The organism is uncultured Dialister sp., from assembly GCF_900538805.1.
Lineage (GTDB): Bacteria > Bacillota > Negativicutes > Veillonellales > Dialisteraceae > Dialister.
In genome coordinates this window covers 20,069-40,348 of record NZ_UPZP01000009.1, presented here as the reverse complement: position 1 = coordinate 40,348, position 20,280 = coordinate 20,069, and the positions used below count along the sequence as shown (strand labels likewise).

General features: G+C 52.1%; 18 protein-coding genes. 15 read left to right on the top strand and 3 right to left on the bottom strand.

Annotation, left to right across the window (positions count from 1 at the left end; genetic code table 11):
- Nucleotides 1–283: 283 nt before the first annotated feature.
- The 9 genes from rplU to QZQ29_RS01940 all read left to right on the top strand — a co-directional run bounded on the left by rplU (nt 284) and on the right by QZQ29_RS01940 (nt 8,783).
- On the top strand, nt 284–592 hold the full coding sequence (gene rplU, locus QZQ29_RS01980; RefSeq protein WP_296958956.1) for a 50S ribosomal protein L21: 309 nt from the start codon (nt 284–286) through the stop codon (nt 590–592).
- Complete coding sequence (locus QZQ29_RS01975) at nt 592–918, top strand: ribosomal-processing cysteine protease Prp (RefSeq protein ID WP_296958955.1); 327 nt, start codon at nt 592–594, stop codon at nt 916–918. The genes rplU and QZQ29_RS01975 overlap by 1 nt, the downstream gene beginning before the upstream one ends.
- 5 nt (nt 919–923) lie before the next feature.
- Nucleotides 924–1,208: a 50S ribosomal protein L27 gene (gene rpmA / locus QZQ29_RS01970; RefSeq protein ID WP_273314951.1), complete on the top strand. Its 285-nt coding sequence runs from the start codon at nt 924–926 to the stop codon at nt 1,206–1,208.
- Nucleotides 1,209–2,218: 1,010 nt separating this feature from the next.
- Nucleotides 2,219–3,010: a 4-hydroxy-tetrahydrodipicolinate reductase gene (gene dapB / locus QZQ29_RS01965; protein ID WP_296958951.1), complete on the top strand. Its 792-nt coding sequence runs from the start codon at nt 2,219–2,221 to the stop codon at nt 3,008–3,010.
- A gap of 9 nt (nt 3,011–3,019) precedes the next feature.
- Complete coding sequence (locus QZQ29_RS01960; protein ID WP_296958949.1) at nt 3,020–4,054, top strand: aspartate-semialdehyde dehydrogenase; 1,035 nt, start codon at nt 3,020–3,022, stop codon at nt 4,052–4,054.
- Nucleotides 4,055–4,443: 389 nt separating this feature from the next.
- Complete coding sequence (gene dapA, locus QZQ29_RS01955) at nt 4,444–5,355, top strand: 4-hydroxy-tetrahydrodipicolinate synthase (RefSeq protein ID WP_296958947.1); 912 nt, start codon at nt 4,444–4,446, stop codon at nt 5,353–5,355.
- Nucleotides 5,356–5,452: 97 nt separating this feature from the next.
- Complete coding sequence (locus tag QZQ29_RS01950) at nt 5,453–6,730, top strand: histidine-type phosphatase (RefSeq protein ID WP_296958945.1); 1,278 nt, start codon at nt 5,453–5,455, stop codon at nt 6,728–6,730.
- Nucleotides 6,731–6,866: 136 nt separating this feature from the next.
- Nucleotides 6,867–7,442, top strand: coding sequence for a xanthine phosphoribosyltransferase (locus QZQ29_RS01945; RefSeq protein ID WP_366663862.1), 576 nt, complete (start codon nt 6,867–6,869; stop codon nt 7,440–7,442).
- 9 nt (nt 7,443–7,451) lie between these two features.
- A complete protein-coding gene (locus tag QZQ29_RS01940) occupies nt 7,452–8,783 on the top strand; it encodes a nucleobase:cation symporter-2 family protein (RefSeq protein ID WP_296958942.1) in 1,332 nt (443 codons plus the stop codon).
- A gap of 292 nt (nt 8,784–9,075) precedes the next feature.
- On the opposite strand, the gene QZQ29_RS01935 is transcribed toward QZQ29_RS01940, so the two are convergent.
- Together QZQ29_RS01935 and QZQ29_RS01930 are read right to left on the bottom strand one after the other, a co-directional pair.
- Nucleotides 9,076–11,865, bottom strand: coding sequence for a heavy metal translocating P-type ATPase (locus QZQ29_RS01935; RefSeq protein WP_296958940.1), 2,790 nt, complete (start codon nt 11,863–11,865; stop codon nt 9,076–9,078).
- Between the two features lie 949 nt (nt 11,866–12,814).
- Nucleotides 12,815–14,536 (bottom strand): NFACT family protein, encoded by a 1,722-nt coding sequence (locus QZQ29_RS01930; RefSeq protein WP_296958938.1) that lies wholly within the window; start codon nt 14,534–14,536, stop codon nt 12,815–12,817.
- Between the two features lie 544 nt (nt 14,537–15,080).
- On the opposite strand from QZQ29_RS01930, the gene dapF reads away from it, so the two are divergent.
- The 6 genes from dapF to coaBC are packed head-to-tail and all read left to right on the top strand — an operon-like array spanning nt 15,081 to nt 19,209.
- Nucleotides 15,081–15,914, top strand: a complete 834-nt coding sequence (gene dapF / locus QZQ29_RS01925; protein WP_296958936.1) for a diaminopimelate epimerase — start codon at nt 15,081–15,083, stop codon at nt 15,912–15,914.
- A gap of 36 nt (nt 15,915–15,950) precedes the next feature.
- Nucleotides 15,951–16,841: a YicC/YloC family endoribonuclease gene (locus tag QZQ29_RS01920; RefSeq protein WP_296958934.1), complete on the top strand. Its 891-nt coding sequence runs from the start codon at nt 15,951–15,953 to the stop codon at nt 16,839–16,841.
- 13 nt (nt 16,842–16,854) lie between these two features.
- Nucleotides 16,855–17,127: an extracellular matrix/biofilm regulator RemA gene (gene remA / locus QZQ29_RS01915; RefSeq protein WP_273096016.1), complete on the top strand. Its 273-nt coding sequence runs from the start codon at nt 16,855–16,857 to the stop codon at nt 17,125–17,127.
- 2 nt (nt 17,128–17,129) lie between these two features.
- Nucleotides 17,130–17,777 (top strand): guanylate kinase, encoded by a 648-nt coding sequence (gene gmk / locus QZQ29_RS01910; protein WP_273096013.1) that lies wholly within the window; start codon nt 17,130–17,132, stop codon nt 17,775–17,777.
- The gene (gene rpoZ / locus QZQ29_RS01905) at nt 17,774–17,974 is read left to right on the top strand and encodes a DNA-directed RNA polymerase subunit omega (protein WP_008859025.1); all 201 of its coding nucleotides are present in this window, start codon (nt 17,774–17,776) and stop codon (nt 17,972–17,974) included. The genes gmk and rpoZ overlap by 4 nt, the downstream gene beginning before the upstream one ends.
- 38 nt (nt 17,975–18,012) lie before the next feature.
- Nucleotides 18,013–19,209, top strand: coding sequence for a bifunctional phosphopantothenoylcysteine decarboxylase/phosphopantothenate--cysteine ligase CoaBC (gene coaBC, locus QZQ29_RS01900; RefSeq protein ID WP_296958931.1), 1,197 nt, complete (start codon nt 18,013–18,015; stop codon nt 19,207–19,209).
- A 141-nt stretch (nt 19,210–19,350) separates the two neighbouring features.
- On the opposite strand, the gene QZQ29_RS01895 is transcribed toward coaBC, so the two are convergent.
- Nucleotides 19,351–20,004, bottom strand: a complete 654-nt coding sequence (locus QZQ29_RS01895; protein ID WP_296958929.1) for a Crp/Fnr family transcriptional regulator — start codon at nt 20,002–20,004, stop codon at nt 19,351–19,353.
- Nucleotides 20,005–20,280: the final 276 nt, after the last annotated feature.

Sequence of the window (20,280 nt, the reverse complement as noted above, 5' to 3'; positions counted from 1 at the left end):
TCCTGCAGCACCGGTGACACTAAACAAGATCCCGTAACGCTGACTATATACTCATCGCCGCGAGGCGGCGATACCTTCCCCTCTGAACCCTTTGAACCTTTTGAACCCTCTGAACCCGGGCCGCGAAGCGGCCCCATAAAATAACTATTGACATCACCCATTTCTTTTTGTATAATAATCAAGTCATTGTACATAGGTGCCATGACGCAACCGCACGAATAGGGCTTTGAAAATGCAGAAATGCTGCCTGCATCGGCGAGTATAGTAAAGAGGAGGTGCACAAATGTACGCAATTATCAAAACAGGTGGAAAACAGTACGTTGTTGAAGAAGGCAAGGTTATTTCCATCGAAAAACTGGACGTTGAAGAAGGTGCTGAAGTTACTTTTGACGAAGTTCTTCTGGTTTCCGGAGATGACGTCAAGATCGGCGCGCCCAACGTGGCAGGTGCCAAGGTAACCGGCAAGGTCCTTGAACAGGGTAAGGAACGCAAGATCCGTATCTTCAAGTACAAGGCTAAGTCCAACTACCGCCGCCGCCAGGGTCATCGTCAGCCTTTCACAAAGGTTAAGATTGAAAAAATCGAAGCATAATGATCACTGTAAAAATGCTTCACGATGAGAAAGGTCTCTATCGGGGCTTTTCCATTCGTGGACACGCAGATGGTTATGAAAAGGATGGGGAATATGATCTCATCTGTGCCGCCGTCAGTGCCATCACATTGACCACTGCCGGTGGACTTAAGGATGTACTTCATCAGGAAGGGACCTTTGATTCTGACTTCGGCTTCATGCAGGTGGAAATTTCATCCCCGGAGGATGAAAAAAGCCAGGTTCTTTTCCAAACCATGGTTCACGGTCTTCGGAACGTGGAAAACCAATACCCCCGCCATTTAAAGATTCTAGACATAAAGGGGTGAATTTCATGTTACTTTTTGATCTTCAGTTATTCGCTCATCATAAAGGTGCGTCCAGCACAAGCAACGGCCGTGACTCCAACGCCCAGCGCCTTGGCACAAAGATGCACGCAGGACAGATTGCTAAACCTGGCAACATCATCGTTCGTCAGAGAGGCACCCATCTCCATCCCGGCCTGAACGTTAAGATCGGCAAGGATGACACACTCTTTGCTACCGCAGAAGGCAGAATCGCTTTCGAACGTCTTGGCAGAGACAAGAGGCAGGTCAGCGTATATCCTGTTGAGGAATAAGAGCAGAAAGAGCTGCAGGAAACTGTGGCTCTTTTTTTATGCTGTGGACACGCCCTTGCGGGCGTGAGGGTTCAAAGGGTTCAAAAGGTTCACAGGGTTCAGAGGGTTGTGGTGGCGCTTTTTAAATAATTGAAGGCGCCAGTTTGTATAAAACAACTTTAGTGGGCTAGTGGGCTAGTAAAACCGTACAACCGCCCTTCGGGCGAGGAAAAAGCGCACCCCCTTTGGTGGCTGTCGCCACCACCTTTCTCCCGCAAGCGGGGGCACAACAACCCGTGCTTAATGTAGAGCAACTTTTTGAAGCAAATGTTTACCGGGGCTTTATTGTCCCACCGCTTTTGCGGGGGGAAGGTGGTGCCGCAGGCACCAAAGGGGGAAAAGCCACCGAAGGTGGCTAATTCACCGCCATGTTGTTTCTCGCATGTGAAGCCAAAGACTAGCATAGAGCAAACTTCCCCCTCCGGGGGAAGTACCGCCGACAGGCGGGGATAGGGGTGTATTTCCGACGGGCGTCAGCCCGGTTTGCCTGTTTTTCAACGCCCGTCAGGGCGGTTATCTGGTTTTATCATAAGAAGCGCCTTACACGAATTAAATGGCGCCCACCACCTGCCGCTGTAGGCGGCTCCTTCCCGCTGACTGGTATTTACTACCGACTGTCTCATATGCTTCAAGTACCGAGATCCTTCGCTGCGCTCAGGATGACGGTGGGGCGGGAAGGCAAATCCCGTAACGCTGTCTTCATAAGCATAGCCGCCAAAGGCGGCTATCCACAACCCTCGGCGCCAAGGGCGCCGTCAAACTTAAGAACCCTCCGGCCGTAAGGCCGGTCAATCTTAAGAACCTTCCCACTCTGAACCCTCACGCCCCAGGCGTGTCACAAGGGCGCAGTGCCCTATAAAATATCATTTCCCTTATTGACGTTACAGAAGTTTTATACTACCATAGTTGTAAACTATCAGATGCCTTATAGGGAAATTCCGCCTATAGAGCCATAGAAGGAGGAGTTATTCATGATTGAAGTCTTAGTGAATGGCGCAGCCGGACGCATGGGGAGTGAAGTGGTCCGTTCTGTGATGGCTGAGGAAGGATTGGAAATCGCAGGGGCCGTAGATCCCGGCGAAGCAGGGAAGGATCTGGGGGAAGTCGTCGGCACCGGTCATAACGGCATTACCATTTCTCCCTCCCTGGAGGAAGCGTTCAAGGTGAAGAAGCCGGACGTGGTGGTGGATTTCACAAGCCCCAAGGTGATTTATCAGAATGCGAAGTTTGTCCTTGAAAACGGTGTGAACATGGTCATCGGTACTACGGGACTTACCGCGGAACAGCGGAAGGAGCTTTCTGAAATTGCTGCCAAAACCGGCGCCAATGGCCTGGTGGCTCCGAATTTCTCCCTGGGCGCTGTGCTTCTTATGAAGGTTTCCGCAGAAATTTCTAAATACATGCCCAATGCTGAAATTATTGAGCTCCATCATAACCATAAATATGATGCTCCCTCCGGCACTGCCAAGCTCACCGCTGAAAAGATGGCGGCTGCCCGCACCAGCGCACCGGAGCCGGATGAAACGAAGGAAAGCCTTCCCGGCGTCCGTGGCGGCAAGTATGAGGGCATTACCATCCATTCCGTCCGTCTTCCCGGCTATGTGGCTCACCAGGAAGTGCTTTTCGGCGGTTATGGGGAAATTTTAACTCTGCGTCATGATTCTTTGGACAGAAAGTCCTTTATGCCCGGCGTCATGCTGGCCTGCAAGAAGTGCATGACCGTCAAGGGCTTTGTATATGGTTTGGAAAATTATCTGGAATGAGGTGCTTCTATGAGTAAACTGCCGCGCGTAGCAGTCCTTGGCGCCACCGGCGCCGTGGGACAGGAATTCATTCGCCTTTTTGAAGAAAGGGATTTTCAGTTCGCATCCCTGAAGCTTCTGGCATCGAAACGGTCTGCCGGGAAAAAGGTACTGGTGAAGGGGAAGGAATACACCGTCGAAGAAGCAAAGCCCGAATCCTTTGAAAATATCGACATCGCCCTCTTTGCCGGTGGCAGCATCAGCAAGACCCTGGCGCCGGAGGCGGCGAAACGGGGGGCTGTAGTCATCGACAATTCCTCCACCTTCCGCATGGACCCGGAGGTTCCGCTGGTAATTCCGGAAATCAACCCGGAAGATATTGCGAAACACAAGGGCATCATTGCCAACCCGAACTGCTCCACCATTATCATGCTCATGGCCTTAAAGCCGATTTATGATATTTCCAGAATCAAGCGCATCATCGTCAGCACCTACCAGGCCGTTTCCGGCGCCGGCAAGGACGGCATCGACGAACTCTTAGACGAAGCGGCAGCCATTGCCAAAGGGGAAACCTACGAACCGAAGATTCTTCCCTCCGCCAGCCTGCCGAAGCACTACCAGATCGCCTACAACGTGATTCCCCAGATCGACGTGTTCCTGGACAACGAATACACCAAGGAAGAAATGAAGATGGTGAATGAAACCCACAAGATTTTCCACGATGACACCATTGCCATTACGCCTACGGCTGTCCGGGTACCGGTGATTCGCAGCCATGCAGAATCTATCTATATTGAAACCGAAAGACCCCTTACCACCGACGAAGTAAAGAAAGCTATCCAGGGCTTCAAGGGTGCCGTTCTTGTGGATGATATCAAGAATATGATTTACCCCATGCCTCTGGACACCTCCAACAAAACCGACGTGGCCGTAGGCCGTATCCGTAAAGACCTCTACAGCAAAAACGGCATGAACCTCTGGGTCTGCGGCGACCAGATCCGCAAAGGCGCCGCTCTCAATGCCCTGCAGATTGCAGAATACATGATTGCCCATGATATGATTTGAAATTTGGTTCATTCGATAGGGAACAAGTATTGCCCCCATTGCAAGTGGGTTCAAAGGGTTCAGAAGGTTCAAAAGGTTCAAAGGGGAAGGTATCGCCGCCTTTGGCGGCGATGATTATAAAGTCAGCGTTACGGGATTGCCTTCCTGCCCTCACTTGCGCGCATTCTGACCCCGGGCGAAGAATCCTGGTACATGTAGATAGTGACACTTACTAGCCCACTAGCACACTAGCCCACTAGCACACTAGCCCACTAGCTCACTAAACAATCCCAGTCGGCGGGAAGGTTTGCACCGTGGCTGATTTTCCCCAGCCACTAGACTACTAGTCCACTAGTCCACTAGTCCACTAGCTCACCAGCTCACTAAATAAACATAAAGGAGAATAAAAAATGGCAACTGCAAAATTTGGACGGGTTATTACCGCCATGATTACTCCATTTCTTGAAGATGGTTCCGTAGATTACAAAGGCGCAGCCGCACTGGCAAAGCACCTCGTGGCCCATGGCTCCGAAGGCATTCTGGTAGGCGGCACCACCGGTGAAGGCGCTACCATGACCTCCGAGGAAAAGCTGAAACTCTACAAAACTATTGTAGATGCCGTAGGCAGAAATGCGCCGGGCAAGAAAGTCCCCGTTATGGGCAATATCGGCACCATCAGCACAAAGGACACCATCCTTTTTGGCAGGGAAGCCAAGAAGACCGGCATTGACTGCGCCCTGGCCATTGTTCCTTTCTATGTAAAACCGAACCAGGAAGGCATGTACCAGCATTTCCGTGCCATTGCAAAGCACGTGGACCTGCCCATCGTCCTCTATAACGTTCCCGGCCGCACCGGCGTATCCATCCAGCCGGAAACCATTAAGAGAATCGTGGACGACTGCCCCAATGTGGTAGGCATCAAAGATGCCACCGGCAACTGGGATCAGGTGACCAAGGAAAAGGCACTCCTTCCTGACGATTTCATGATTTACAGCGGCGACGATGCTTTCACTCTGCCCATTCTGGCAGCCGGCGGTGTAGGCGTGATTTCCGTAGCCAGCCACGTCATCGGCGATGACCTTCTTGCCATGGTGGATGCTTTTGAAAAGGGAGACCTGGAAAAGGCACGGGCCCTCCATATCAAGATGTATCCTATCATGAAGGGCATGTTCTTCATTGCCAGTCCCATTCCGGTGAAGACGGCAGTGAACCTCATCGGCCAGCCCGGCGGCCATTTCCGTCTCCCCATGGTGGAACCGTCGGAAGATGAAAAGAACCATGTTTACCAGATGCTGAAAGATTACGGCGGACTGGTAAAATAAATAAATGAAGAAAGGGGACTGTGAAAAATAGGAATCATTTTGTTCACAGTCCTTTTTCTATTTGTTTGACAGATATACCTGTTTCAAAGGAGGAAATATGGTTATTTCCAAGTGGATTCATTATAAAAAAGCGGCGGGCCTTGCGGCTTCCGCCCTTCTCCTTTCTCTGTCCCTTCTGCCGGGTATGCCGGCAGAAGCCAGGGAAGGGCTGCATCAGAGCTATGAACTGCAGAAGGTGGTCATTTTCAGCCGCCATAATCTGCGCTCTCCCATGGCAACGGACAGTGAAAAAAGGAGGGCCTTGACCCCTCACCGCTGGCAGGATTATAAAGGCGCTCCGGGAGATTTGTCCAACCGGGGCGGTCTGGTGGAAACCATGATGGGCCAGTCCGTGAAGAATGAGCTGGATAAGGAAAAATTCATGGTATCCCCGAAGGACTGGGAAGGAAAGGACGTTTATTTCTACGCCGATTCGGACCAGCGCACCATTGCCACGGCCCATTACTTTGCCGCCGGTGTGGCGCCGGAAGCAAATATCAGGGTCCATCATAAACCGGAGGGAACGAAGGATGCTGCCTTCAGCACCAGCCTGCCAGCTTCCCTTAGGGGAGATACCCTTTCTGCCATTCAGAAGGGGGAGAAAATCTGGGCGGATTCCTTCATTTCTGCTAAAAAAGAAGAAATGGCCGGCGATTTCCAGGAGCTCTCCAGGGTACTGGATATTCCTTCCTCTCCGGCAGCAAAGAAGGGCGATTTCAAAGGGTTTGTACCGGAGGACCTCCATATCACCATGAAAAGCGGCAAAAAGCCGAAAATGACGGGATCCCTCAAAACGGCCCACTCCCTGGCCGATTCCCTTCTCATCCGCTATTATGAAACCGAAGATGACAGCCAAGCGGCCTTTGGCCATACCATGACCTTCGGGGACTGGGAAAAAATCGGCCGCATTAAAGATGATTTCGGCATCCTTCTCTACGGTGAGCCCGAGGCCGCTCATTACATGGCCCTGCCGCTGGTCCGTATGATGGATGGGGAAATGGAAAGCCGCCGGAAATTCTCCTTTATCTGCGGCCATGACTCCAATATGACTGCCATCCTTAGCGCCCTGGGCACACGTCCCTATGAGCTTCCGGGATCCATCGAAAAGAAGGTTCCCTTCGGTGTGAAACTGGTGATTGAGAAATGGAAGGGTTCCGACGGCATTCTTTACGGGTCCGTAAGCCTTCTCTATCCTTCATCCCGGGATATCCGCCGCCTTACGGTGCCTAAGGAAGGGGAAAGTCCCTTGCAATATCCTTTGACCTTCCATGGGATTTTAAAAAATGAAGACGGCATGATGAAATGGGAGGACCTGGAAAGACTGTTCAGGCAGTAATTTTCCATGATCATCAGGAGCTGTGAATTGATTTCATGGCTCCTCTTTTTTTTGCATTGGTTGGCGGCCCATGATAAAATAAGTAAATATTATCTTTTTATTTATAAGAAAGGGAGCAGGAATGATGGCATCAGAATTGAATCTGTTACAGAAGAAGATACTCACCGATGGAGTGATTAAACCGGGGAATGTGCTGAAGGTGGATAGTTTTTTGAATCATCAGATCGATGTGCCTTTTATCAGCCAGCTGGGGAAGGAGTTCAAGGAACTGTTTGCCGATAAACCGGTGGATAAGATTCTGACCATTGAGGCCTCCGGCATCGGTATTGCCTGTCTCACCGCCGTTTATTTCGGCGTGCCCGTAGTGTTTGCCAAGAAATCGGCAGGCTCCAACATGGACGCCGATGTGTATGCAACGGAAGTGAAGTCCTTTACCCATAACAAAGTGAACCATGTGGTGGTTTCCAAGAAGTATCTGAACGAAGGGGAACATATCCTCATTATGGATGATTTCCTGGCCAACGGCTGCGCCGTGGAAGGTCTCATGGACCTGGTTTCCCAGGCCGGCGGCATTGTGGAAGGGGTCGGCATCTGCATTGAAAAAGGATTCCAGGGAGGCGGCGACGCGCTCCGCAGCAAAGGGGTGAACCTGAAGTCCCTGGCTATCATTGAGAAAATGGATGCCGCCACCGGTACCATTACATTCCGGTGAGGTGCTGCCATGAAGACGAATGACCCCATTTACCAGCTGAAGGGGGAAATCCCTGTCCGCAAGGCGGTTCCCTTCGGCCTGCAGCACGTGCTGGCCATGTTTGTGGCCAACATTGCTCCTATTCTTATCGTGGCAGGAGCGGTGAAAATGTCTCCGGAAGAATCCGGCGCCCTGGTGCAGTCCGCCATGATTGTGGCAGGCATAGGCTCCCTTCTGCAGATGTTCCCTCTGTGGAGACTGGGCAGCGGCCTTCCCATTATCATGGGCATCAGCTTCACCTTCGTTTCCGTGGCCTGCGTCATCGGTACAAAGTACGGCTACGGCGCCGTGCTGGGGGCAGCCTTAATCGGCGGCATCCTGGAAGGCATCCTTGGCCTGGGGGCCACCTGGTGGAAGAAATTCGTGCCGCCCATCGTGTCGGCCTCCGTGGTGACGGCCATCGGCTTTTCCCTTCTTCCCATCGGCGCCAACTCCTTCGGCGGCGGCTTTGGTGCGCCGGACTTCGGCGATGCGAAATACCTCATCGTAGGCTCCATTACCCTTGTTTCCTGCCTGATTTTCAACGTGAAGGCCCATTCCTTCTATAAACAGCTGTCCGTCCTTTTCGGTCTGGTGGTGGGGTACATTGCCGCCTATTTCTACGGCATGGTGGACCTTTCCCGTATCACCCAGGTGTCCCTGGTCTCCGTTCCGGCAATCCTTCCGGTGCCCCTTGAATTCCACGCCGACGCCATTTTCTCCATCTTCCTGATTTTCCTCGTTTCCGCCACCGAAACGTTAGGCGACACCAGCGCCCTGGCGGCCATGGGATTTGGCAGAACCCCAACGAATAGGGAAGTGTCCGGCTCCATCGCCGTGGACGGCTTCATTTCCAGCCTGTCCTCCCTCTTCGGCTGCATGCCCATTACCTCCTTCAGTCAGAACGTGGGCCTCATTGCCATGACCCACGTGGTAAACCGCAAAGCCATCGGCTGCGGCGCGGTCATCATGATTCTGGCAGGCCTGATCCCCGCCCTGGGCGTCATCCTGGCCTCCCTGCCCAACGCCGTCCTTGGCGGCTGCACACTCATGATGTTCGGCTCCATCGTAGTCAGCGGCGTCCGTATGCTGGGGGACTGCGGCTATTCCCAGAGAAACATGAGCATCGCCGCCCTCTCCCTCTCCATAGGCCTGGGCTTCACCCAGACACCCCAGATTTTCCACATCTTCCCGGACCTCTTCAGAAGCGTCTTCGCCGATAACTGCGTGGCCGTAGTCTTCATCGTAGCCATGGTGCTGAACCTCGTTTTCCCGAAGGATAAGGAAGAAGGAAACGAGGATAAGCCGGAAATCGTGGAGTGAGAGTTAGTGAGCTAGTGGGCTGGTGGACTAGTGAGCTAGTCCACTAAAGAATCCCGGTCGGCGTGAAGGAGTGGAGTACCAGGCCCCTGCATGAATAAAAGCAGACTCATTTTCGACAGGTACCGAGATTCTTCACTGCGTTCAGAATGACGGGTCCCATGACCGGCGCAATCCTATAATAAAAAAGAGCTGTGAAAAAATGGTTCATCATTTTTTCACAGCTCTTTTTTTACCAATCCTATTCCACTATTTCACTAGCTCACCAGCCCACTAGCTCACTAGCACACCAGCCTTACATTTTCATCCGAAGTAGGCGGATGGAGTAGAGGATGCAGAGGAGGGTGACTCCGGTGTCTGCGAATACGGCTACCCACATGTTGGCATAGCCCAGAAGGCCCATGACCATGACGGCGATTTTGATGAAGAGGGCGAAGGCCACGTTCTGCCAGGCGGTGGAGATGACTTTTCTGGACAGTTTGATGGCCTGGGGGATGGCGCGGACGTCGGAATTGAGGAAGACCAGGTCCGCTGCTTCGATGGCGGCGTCGGCGCCGCTTCCCATGGCGGCGCCCGCATCGGCACCGGCCAGGACGGGGGCGTCGTTGATGCCGTCGCCTACGAAGAGGACGGATCCTTCTTTTTCACGGATTTCTTTCATAATGGAAAGTTTATCCTGGGGAAGGAGGCCGGCGTAGACTTTGGAAATCCCTGCTTTTTCAGCCACGGCCTCTGCGCTTTCCCGATTGTCTCCGGTGAGCATGACCGGTGTGACGCCCAGGTTTTTGATTTCACCGATGGAGGAGAGGGCATCTTTCTTCAATGCATCGGAAATGGTAATGCAGCCCAAAAGCTCATTTCCCTTGGCCACATAGACCACGGTGCCTTCGCCGTGAAGGGTATCCAGGTCCTTTTCGGAAACGTCTGCTTTTACCATGAGGCTCCGATTTCCTGCATACACCGGCGTTCCCAGAAGCTTACCTTCCACGCCAAGGCCCGCCGTTTCATGGAGGCTTTCCACCTTTGGCAGGGGAAGGCCCTTTTCGCGGGCTTCTTCGATAATGGACTGCCCGATGGGGTGGGTGGAGTAAATTTCACAGGCCGCTGCCAGTGAGAGGAGCTCTTCTTCCTTGTGGCCGTGAAGGGGAAGAATGGTGCGGACCTTGAATTTTCCTTCCGTAATGGTGCCGGTTTTGTCCATCACCGCCGCTTTCACTTTGGCAATGACTTCCATCACCGTGCCGCCTTTGAAGAGGATACCATCCCTGGAAGCCCTTCCGATGCCGGCGAAGAAGGCGAGGGGTACGGAAATGACAAGGGCGCAGGGGCAGGAAATGACAAGGAAGGTGAGGGCGGTATAAATCCATTTTTCCCATTCCGCTCCAAGGAAAAGCGGGGGAATAACGGCGGTCAAAATGGCGATGGCCACCACCACGGGCGTATAAATTCTGGAGAATCGGGTGATGAAGCGGTCGATTTTCGGTTTGCTGGCCACCGCATTTTCCACGGAATCCAGGATACGGCTTACCATGGATTCCGCCAGAATCTTGGTGACCTGGATTTTGATGGTGCCGGTCATATTGACACAACCCGAATCCACATGATTTCCTTCAGAAACGCTCACCGGTTTTGGTTCGCCGGTGACGGCGGAAGTATCGATCTGCGTCTGTCCTTCCACAATGAGTCCGTCCAGGGGAATCCGGTCGCCGGCACGGATGAGGAGGATATCGCCCACTTTAGCCTCTTCCGCCGGAATGGTCTCCGTTTCATCTCCCTGCATGCGCTGAACCACTTCGGGACGAAGGTCCACGGCCGCCATAATCTGTTTACGGCTCTTGCCGCTGGCCAGGTCCTGCAGGTATTCACCGATGCGGTAAAAGAACATAACCCCCACGGCCTCCGGATACTCCTGTATGCCGAAGGCGCCCAAAGTGGCAACGGTCATGAGGAAGGTTTCGTCAAAGAACTCCCCGTGGGTCACGTTTTTCAAAGCGGTCCATACGATGGGCCCCCCAAGAATGAGGTAGGAAATAAAGAAAAGAATATTGCCGTAGAGCTCCGGCAGATTTACAGCTTCGAAAGGATGGTAGTGGAGCAGCATGCCCAGTACGAAGAAAATGCCGCCAATCCAGAGCTGGCCTTCCTCTGTGAATAACTTCTTATAAAAGGGCAGCTTCTCTTCCTCTTTGGCAGCGGCTGCCTTCGGCGGGCGCACCTTTTTTCGGATTTCCGTAGGCGATTCCACTTCGTTGCACTTTTCCGTAAGAACGGGAATGAGGCTGTCCGGATTCTCCGCCGTGAGCTTCATAGTTTTTGTGGCGTAGGAAATGGAAGCGGAGAGAACTCCCGGCTGCCGGTTAATCAGCTTTTCCAGCTTCAAGGCGCAGGCCGCGCAGTCGAGCGTCGGAATTTCATAGGTCTCCGTCCGGTAATGGGACTTATCCTTCGGCGGCACAATGCCCACCGTTTCATCCACACTCCGGCATACCGCAAGGACTTCCTTCAAAAGGGTATCCGGGTCCTCTTTAGAAATGAGGCGAAGTTCCTTATTTCTAAAAGAAATGGCAGCAAAGAAAACAGAAGGCATTTCCCGAATCTTTCCTTCCATCTTGGCGGCGCATTCCATGCAGTCCAGATGCTCCATATGGTAAATGGTGCGATGGTAGGTTTTCCCGAGGAAATCACAGCGGCAGCTGGCAAGACTCTTTCCGCAGATATCGCAGTCTTCCTCTTCGATGCATTCATGGCAGTGGCAGTCTTTCTCATGCCCCTCCCTGTGGTGCACCCCTACATCATGGAAATGGCCGAAGGCCCGCCGTTCATCGGCGTCAATATCCTTCTCATCTTCCATGATATCCTTCTCGTTATTCACATACCTGGCCATTTCCGGATCATGGGAATGGTCATGATGAAGAGGCTCCTCCTCATGGTGATGATGGTCATGGCCGCAGCAACCATGATGGTGGTCCTCCTCATCGTCACTTCCCGAATCGTCTTCATGCACATGACTCTCTTCATGATGATGGTGATGGCAGTGGCAGCAGCCGCAGTTGTGGGCGTGCACCGCTTCTTCTTTCGTATGCATATTCATTCCTCCTTGTAGAAATATGGTTCTTTCATGATTAAATTTTAGCATTGCCACAATCTGAAGTAAACATTCCATGAAAAACACTTTAAAAATTCAAGTGGGGCAATAAAAATAGGGCCGCAAAGCGGCCCGGGTTCAGAGGGTTCAGAGGGTGGTGGTGGGCGCCCTTTATGGACACGGCCTTTGGCCGTGAGGGTTCAAAGGGTTCAAAGGGTTCTAAGGTTTGACACGGCCTTTCAAGCCGTGAGGGTTGTGGTAGGCGCCTTTAATTTGTAGAAGGCGCCATTATGATAAAACCTTTACAACCGCCCTGGCGGGCGAAGGAAAAACACGCCAACCGCGCCTGCGGCGCGAGGGAAATGCACCCCCTTTGGTGGCTGGCGCCACCACCTTCCCCCCGCAAGCGGTGGGACAATAAAGCTCCGCGAAGCAATTATCCTATAAGTGGCTCTAAGCATAGCACGGGTTGTTGTGCCCCCGCACAGCGGGGGAAAGGTGGTGCCGTAAGGCACCAAAGGGGGAAAAGCCGCCGGCAGGCGGCTAATTCACTGCAATGCTTAGCGGGACTTAGGCAGAAAAAGTTAATCCCATAACGTTAGGCTCCTTCCTCAGGAAGGAGCTGGGAGAAGCCCTGAGGATAGGTCCGAATATTTCGCGAAAGACCTGACGCCCCTATCCTCCGTCGCCTGACGGCGACACCCGCTGGCCGGGCTTTAAGGTGTTCGCTTTGTGTGCAGGCTATGCTCACATATTAGCCCGGCTCAGAAGTCCTCTGCAGGACTTCTGCCTAGGGAAGGGGGCTCCTGCACTCCGTCGTGCAGCACTAGTGACACAAAACAAGATCCCGTAACGCTGATTTTATACTCATCGCCCGAAGCGGCGATACCTTCCCCTTTGAACCTTCTGAACCTTCTGAACCTGGGCCGCAAAGCGGCCCCCTATTCCACTATTTCACATCCTCCGGCACTACAGTCAGTGTCTTCTGGTGGCTGTAATTTACCAGTCCCGGAGGGCCTCCAGGGATTTTTTTCACATAGCGGATGAGGGTATAGTCCACGTCCACTTTGCCGGAATCTCTTCCCTTGCTGTTCCAGGCGGCCAGGGCGGCGGCTTTGATCAGTGTTTCTTCAGGCACCGTTTCATTTCCCGCCTCAATCACCACGTGGGAGCCGGGGATGGCTTTGGCGTGGAGCCAGATGTCCGTTTTGGCTGCTTTGTGGAGGGTGAGGTATTCGTTCTTTGTGTTGCTGGTGCCAAGCCATACACGGAAGCCGTCAATCATGCGGCTTTCTATCTGGGGTGTCTGCTGTTTCCTAGACTTACCCGGCCTTTTCTGCTGCTTCTTATCGAGACCAAGGCCCTTCAATTCTTCCTTTAATGCTTCCAGTTCCTGCTTGGTGGTGACCTGTTCAGCGAAGTACAGGGTGTCGTTCAGGAAGGCCAGGCGCCTGTCGCATTCGCCCAGCTTTTCCTGGCCGATGGCGGTCCTTGTTTTCATCTTATTATATTTCTTGAAATAGACCTGGCTGTTGGCAGAAACGGAGAGGAGGGGATTCACCGGGATGGTTTCGTCCTCCGGCGGGTCCTTGAAAAGGTTGGACACGGTAAGGCTGTTCTGATGGTTGATTTTTTCGTAGGCGTAAATGGAAAGGAGCGTGCCCCACAGTTTGTACTGGTCCATACGGGAAGTTTCTTCCATTTCCTCCCCGATTTTCCGTTTCTTCCTTTCTTCCCTCTTAATCAGGGTGTGAAGCTGCTTCTTATATTCCTGTACCGCCTGGGTGATGGAACCGGCGCCGCTTTCCGCTTCTTTTTCGATAAACGGAAGGGCCTCCACCTTTTCCGGCTCCCCCTGGAGAATGTGGAGAGGAATGGGGCTGGCGGTTTTCTTTCCCTTTTCATTTCTGTAAATATAAAGGCTCTCCGATGCCGCAATGGCTGAAGAAATAGAGGATAAAGCGTCAAGAATCCGTTCCTCTTCCTCCTCTGTTATAGAAGAAAGGGGAATATCCGGGGCCACCCGGCTTTCATGGGCCAGTTCGTCGGCCAGAAAACGGGAAAATCCATTAAACTGAGAGAAAAGCCAGCCATCCAGCGGAATATTTTCCTTTTTAGAGAAATCAAGGATATTTTTCAGCTCTTCCCTGCTGAATTTCATGAAATCCATGCGGGCAGAGTGGCCGGGAAGACTGTAGGTCTCTCCCGGCACCAAAAGGCGGTCCAGCTTTTTCCCACGAAGGCAGGCATCTATAATCGTATTTCCTTCGGTGAGAATCATGTTGGGAGAAGCCGGGAGCAGCTCCACCCAAAGGGTGCGGGTCACGATTTCACTGCCCGCTTCGATGCGGTCAAAGGAAAGGGCCACCACCCGGTCCATGTCCACCTGTTCTATGCGAGACAGCCGGCTTCCTTCCAGATACTTCCGAAGGGTCATGCAGAAGGTCTGGGAAGAGGAATACTGCTTCTTGTTTTTCCCTTTGCCCGTAAGATACATGAGAGGCGGGTTATAGGTATTGATAATAAGGCTCACAATATCCCCGTCGGTACAGAAAAGTTCCAAATCCATAATGCGGTTGTCTATCTGGTGCACCTGCCGCACCTGGCAGGAATCCAGTTTTTCTTTCAATTTTTTTACGATGATATATAACACAGCACTGTCTATCTGCATGTTTTCCTCCTGCATAAGCGGATACTTATAATTTGTTTATTATTCAGTATATCATAATCAGCGGGAAAGAGGGTTGGGGAAAAGGGTTCTTAGATTGAGCGGCCCGGGTTCAAAAGGTTCAAAGGGTTCAGAGGGTTCAAAGGGTGGTGGATTGCCCTGCGGGCAATGCTTATAAAGTCAGCGTTACGGGATTGGCTTTTGTGTCTCCAGTATTGCTAAACAAAGAGTGAAGGATAGGGGCGTGGATTAGACGAGAGGAGAAGTCAGAAATCAGACGTCAGACTGCGTTACCTGCTTCCTTTCCCGCCTTCATCGTTATTCTGACCCTGGGAGAAGAATCCTAGTACACGTAGATAGTGACACTTACTAGTCCACTAGTTCACCAGCTCACTAGCCCACTAGCACACCAGCACACCAGCCCACCAGCCCACTAGCTCACTAGCTCACCACCCCACTTACATCCCGTGGTTGATAGTGAGGCGGCAGGAATGGTAAAATATAAGTTCAGAAAGTCGAAATACCCTTGATATATGAAGGAGGAACTATGCATTTTGTGAAATGGCAGGCCTGCGGCAATGATTTTGTTTTTGTCAATGGCTTTGAAGAAAAACTGGAAGAAGTAACGAAGCATACAGAGGAAATCTGTGACCGCCACTTTGGCATCGGCGCCGACGGCATTATTTTTGTTCTGCCTTCGGATAAGGCGGATTTACGGATGCGTATTTTCAATGCCGACGGTTCGGAAGCGGAAATGTGCGGCAACGGCATCCGCGCTTTTGCCAAATGGGCCCATGAGCTGGGGCTGGTGAAGGAGAAGCGGATTTCCGTGGAAACCGGCGCCGGCATTCTGTATCCGGAACTGGAAGAGGACGGCCTGGTAAAGGTGGACATGGGAAAACCCCATCTGGATGCGAAAGAAATTCCAACGGTTGGATTCAGCAAAAGCCCTGTCATCGATGAAACCCTTTCCAATGAAAAGAACGGGAAGTCCTATCAGGTCACCTGCGTATCCATGGGCAACCCACACTGCGTGATTTTTGTGGACGATGCAGAAGCGGTGGACGTGGCAGGGGAAGGGCCGAATCTGGAAACGGATCCCCATTTCCCGAAGAAGACGAACGTGGAATTCGTGGAGCAGCTGTCTCCGAGCCATCTCCGCATGCGGGTATGGGAAAGGGGCACCGGCATCACCATGGCCTGCGGCACCGGCACCTGCGCCACCGTGGTGGCAGCCATCCTGAATGGCAAAGTGTCCGGCGGCGCCGATGTTACATTAGATGGAGGAGAGCTTCATATCGAATGGGACGGCAGTCCGGAAAGCCACGTCTTTATGACAGGTCCTGCCAAGAAAGTTTTTGAAGGAGAATATCCGCTGTAATATTTCCTGATTTCATAGAGAATGGGGGCATTGGATATGAACAGTATGACCGGTTATGGAAGAGGCAGCGCGGAAAATGAGCTGGGCACCGTGACGGCGGAGCTGAAATCGGTGAACAGCCGGTTCCTGGAAATCAATATGAGAAGCGACCATTTTTCCGCCTTCCTGGAGGATAAGGCCTCCCGCAAAATCAAGAGCGCCCTTCACCGGGGTAAGGTCACCGTTTTCCTCTCTTTCCAGCCTACTTCGGCAGGAAGGAATCTGAAGGTGGTGCTGGATAAGGACCTCCTTGCCGCCTATGCCGCCGCTCTTTCCGAAGGACGGTGCATGAAGGGACTTAAGAACAGAAAACCTTTTATTTCCGACCTTCTCACCCTGCCGGAACCTTTCATCCATGTGGAAAAGGAAACCCTCTCCGACGATGCACTGGCGCCGCTGGTGGAGGAAGCCATGGACCGGGCCCTTGCGGAGCTTACAGCCATGCGGGCAAAGGAAGGGGAGAACCTGAAGGCGGACCTTATAAAGCGGCTTGATTTTCTGAAGGAGAAGCGGGCATTCCTTCTTTCAAGGCAGGACGAGGCAGCAAAGGCCTATGAAGAGCGGCTGCATGACAGGATTCATAAGATTCTGGACGACAAGAATCTTGCCATGGACGAAGGACGGATACTGGAAGAGGTAGCCCTCTTTTCCGAAAAGGCGGACTATACGGAAGAGGTGGTCCGTTTCGGCAGCCATCTGGATCAGTTCAGGCAGATTTTAGGAAGCAGTGAACCGTCAGGCAGGAAACTCGATTTCCTCCTGCAGGAAATCAACAGGGAAGTGAACACCACCGCTTCAAAAGCCAGTGACACTCTTGTGGTTGACTGTGTTATAATAATCAAGACAGAACTCGAAAAAATACGCGAGCAAGTCCAAAATATTGAATAAGGAGCTATCAAAAGTGGGATTTTCTTTAATTAACATCGGTTTTGGCAATATGGCGGCAGCAGCCCGGGTCATGGCAATCATCAGCCCCGAATCGGCGCCGGTTAAGCGTATGATTCAGGACTGCCGGGACAGGGGCGAACTGATTGATGCCACCTATGGCAGAAAGACAAGGGCTGTGCTCATCATGGACAGCGGCCAGATTATCCTTTCCGCCGTACAGCCGGAAACCATTTCTCATAGATTGACAAACAAAGATACAGTCATTAATGAAGGATTGGACGATTAATCATGGATACAAAGAAGAAAGATGAGGGCATCCTGCTGGTGGTATCAGGCCCCAGCGGTGCCGGGAAAGGAACGATCTGCAGCGCCATCCGTTCCATTTATCCCAATCTCCACTATTCTGTTTCTATGACCACCAGAGAACCCCGGAAGGGGGAGGTGGAAGGGGAAAGCTACTATTTCCGCACCAACGAGCAGTTTGAAGAGCTCATCAAAAAAGACGCTTTCCTGGAATATGCCAAAGTCTACGACCACTACTACGGCACGCCGAAGAAGTACGCCCTGGACCTGATTAATGAAGGGAAATCGGTGCTCCTGGAAATCGATATCCAAGGTGCCATGCAGGTCAAGAAACGCTACCCCAAGGGCGTTTTCATCTACATCGTTCCGCCGTCCCTTAAAATCCTCTCCGGCCGTCTCCATGACCGGGGAACGGACTCAGAAGAAGTGATCCAGAAACGTTTGTCCCAGATTACCAGCGAGCTGGCCATGGCCCATCAGTACGACTACATCGTGGTGAACGACGTGCTGAAAGATGCGGTGCATAAGACCTGCTCCATCCTGGAAGCGGAGAAATGCAAACTGTCCCGCAACGAAGGGCAGATTGAAACCATTTTCAAACAATATATCAGTAAGGAGGTACCTTTAAAATGATGTGTTTTCCGTCCATTGACAGCCTTGTGAAGAAAGTAGATTCCAAATATACCCTGGTCACCCTGGCAGCAGACCGGGCCCGTGAACTGACCGACGGCCAGCCTCCGCTGATTCCCGACGCAAAGAACAAGAAACCCGTCACCGTGGCTCTGGAAGAAATTTACAAGGATAAGATTACCTACAGCTTTGATAAATAACAGACTTTGAGGAATTGATTTCCGGGAAGGATTTGTAAATGTTTGAAAATAAACATATTGTGGTAGGCGTATGCGGCGGCATTGCTGCATACAAAGCAGCAGGCCTCGTCAGCCATCTCAGGCAGGCCGGTGCCGACGTGCACTGCATTATGACAGCCAATGCAGCCAAGCTGGTCACTCCCATTACCTTCGGTGAACTGTCCGGCAACGATGTGACAGTAGACATGTTTGCCAATATTTACAAATGGGACGTGGAGCACATCGCCCTGGCCCGCATGGCGGACGTTTTCGTCATTGCCCCCGCCACCGCCGACATCATCGGCAAAGTGGCAAACGGCATTGCCGACGACATGCTTTCTACCACGGTAATGGCCACGAAAGCCAAAGTGATTTTCGTGCCCTCCATGAACACCAATATGTACGAAAATCCCATTGTGCAGGAAAACATGGCCAAACTCCGCGCCCACGGCTATCTCTTCGTGGAACCGGAATCGGGACACCTGGCCTGCAACACCAATGGAAAAGGCCGTTTCCCGAAACTGGAAACCATTATGGACGCCGTAGAAAAGGCACTCTTCGGAAAAGGCCTCCTGAAGGATAAAAAAATCGTCGTCAGCGCCGGCGGCACCCAGGAAGCCATCGACCCGGTGCGCTACATCAGCAACCGCTCCAGCGGCCGCATGGGCTATGCCATTGCAAGAGCCGCAGCCATGGAAGACGCCGATGTGACCCTGGTGAGCTGCACCACCGCCCTTCCCGTACCCTCCGGCGTCAAAATCGAATACGTCCGTGACGCCCGTGAACTCTGCCGCGCCATGAATGCCCATTTTGATGACTGCGATGCCGCTGTCATGGCAGCCGCCGTATCCGACTACCGTCCCAAAGTACAGGCCACCCAGAAAATCAAAAAGGAATCCCACGACGTACTGAACATCGAACTCACCCAGAACCCTGATATCCTCTACGGCCTGGGCCAGAAAAAGAAAGGCCAGTTCCTGGTGGGCTTTGCCGCTGAAACAAACGATGTGATTCAGCACGGCAAAGAAAAGCTGAAACGGAAGAACCTGGACATGCTGGTAGCCAACGATGTGGCCATGCCCGGAGCCGGTTTCAACGTCCCCACAAACATTGCCTCCCTTCTCTACAAAGACGGTACCATGGAACAGTATCCCAAAATGACAAAGGACGAACTGGGCCATATTATCGTAGAAAAGATTGCGGAAGGATTGAAATAACATATCCGCATCAAAAAAGCGCCGCTTTTGCGGCGTTTTTTTATGTGAAGGAAATGGCGGATCATTGGGAGGCGGGAAGGACGGAACAAGAAGCAAGAACACAAGTACACTAGTTCACTAGTACACCAGCCCACTATCACCCTATTTCCCCAATATCCTGCACCGTCTCCCTTTCAGCACGATGAGCCCATCCTTTTCCATGGCCGTAAGTTCCCTGGACAGGGCGCTTCGGTTGGCGCAGAGGTATTCCGCCATGTCTTCCCGGGAGAAGGGGATGGTGAATTCCATGGTTCCTGCTTTTTCCGCTTCCGTGGAGAGGAAGCACTGGATTTTTTCCCGGAGGGTCTTTCTGGAGACCACGTTGATTTTCCTCATGAGTTCCTGGCTCTTGGAGGTCATCATGGCGATGAGGTTCTTAATGAAGAGGATCACGTCCCTGTCTCCTGCGTGGCGGAGGAGCCGTTCGTAGGGAATGAAAAGGACTTCCGTTTCTTCCGGCGCATAGAAGGTGACGGAGGCGGCGGGGTGGGGGGAGCAGGCGAAGTTTTCGCCGAAAAGTTCGCCTCTTCCCATGCAGACCAGAATCGTTTTTTCGCCCCACAGGTCTTCTTTAATCATATATACATGGCCGGAGAGGATGAGGCCCATGCTGCGGATGATTTCTTCTTCCTGGTAAATATAATTTCCTTTTTTGAAATCTTTGATATAACAGCCGCCGGTGAGGAGGATGTCCCGGATGCGGCTTTTGTCCATATTTTTGAAAAGGGGAAGCCCTTCGTAGTCTCTGTGATGCATCGTATTCTCCTTTGCGGAATCCTAGGAATGCACTGATTAATTCACAGAATCGAATTTCATATGTATTTTTATCCAATGCTGCGTCATAAGCCTCCTTAAATAGCTCGCTATTCGCGTCGGCTTATTCCTCGCATTGAATGAAAATCCAAGAATGAAATTCGATAACGATTTAATCAGCGCTTCCCAAGCTATTTTATCATTATAATCTATTTTCCGTTGCACAGGCAACGATATAGGCCATAGGTATTTCGTATAATAATAAGGTACGAATTCTGT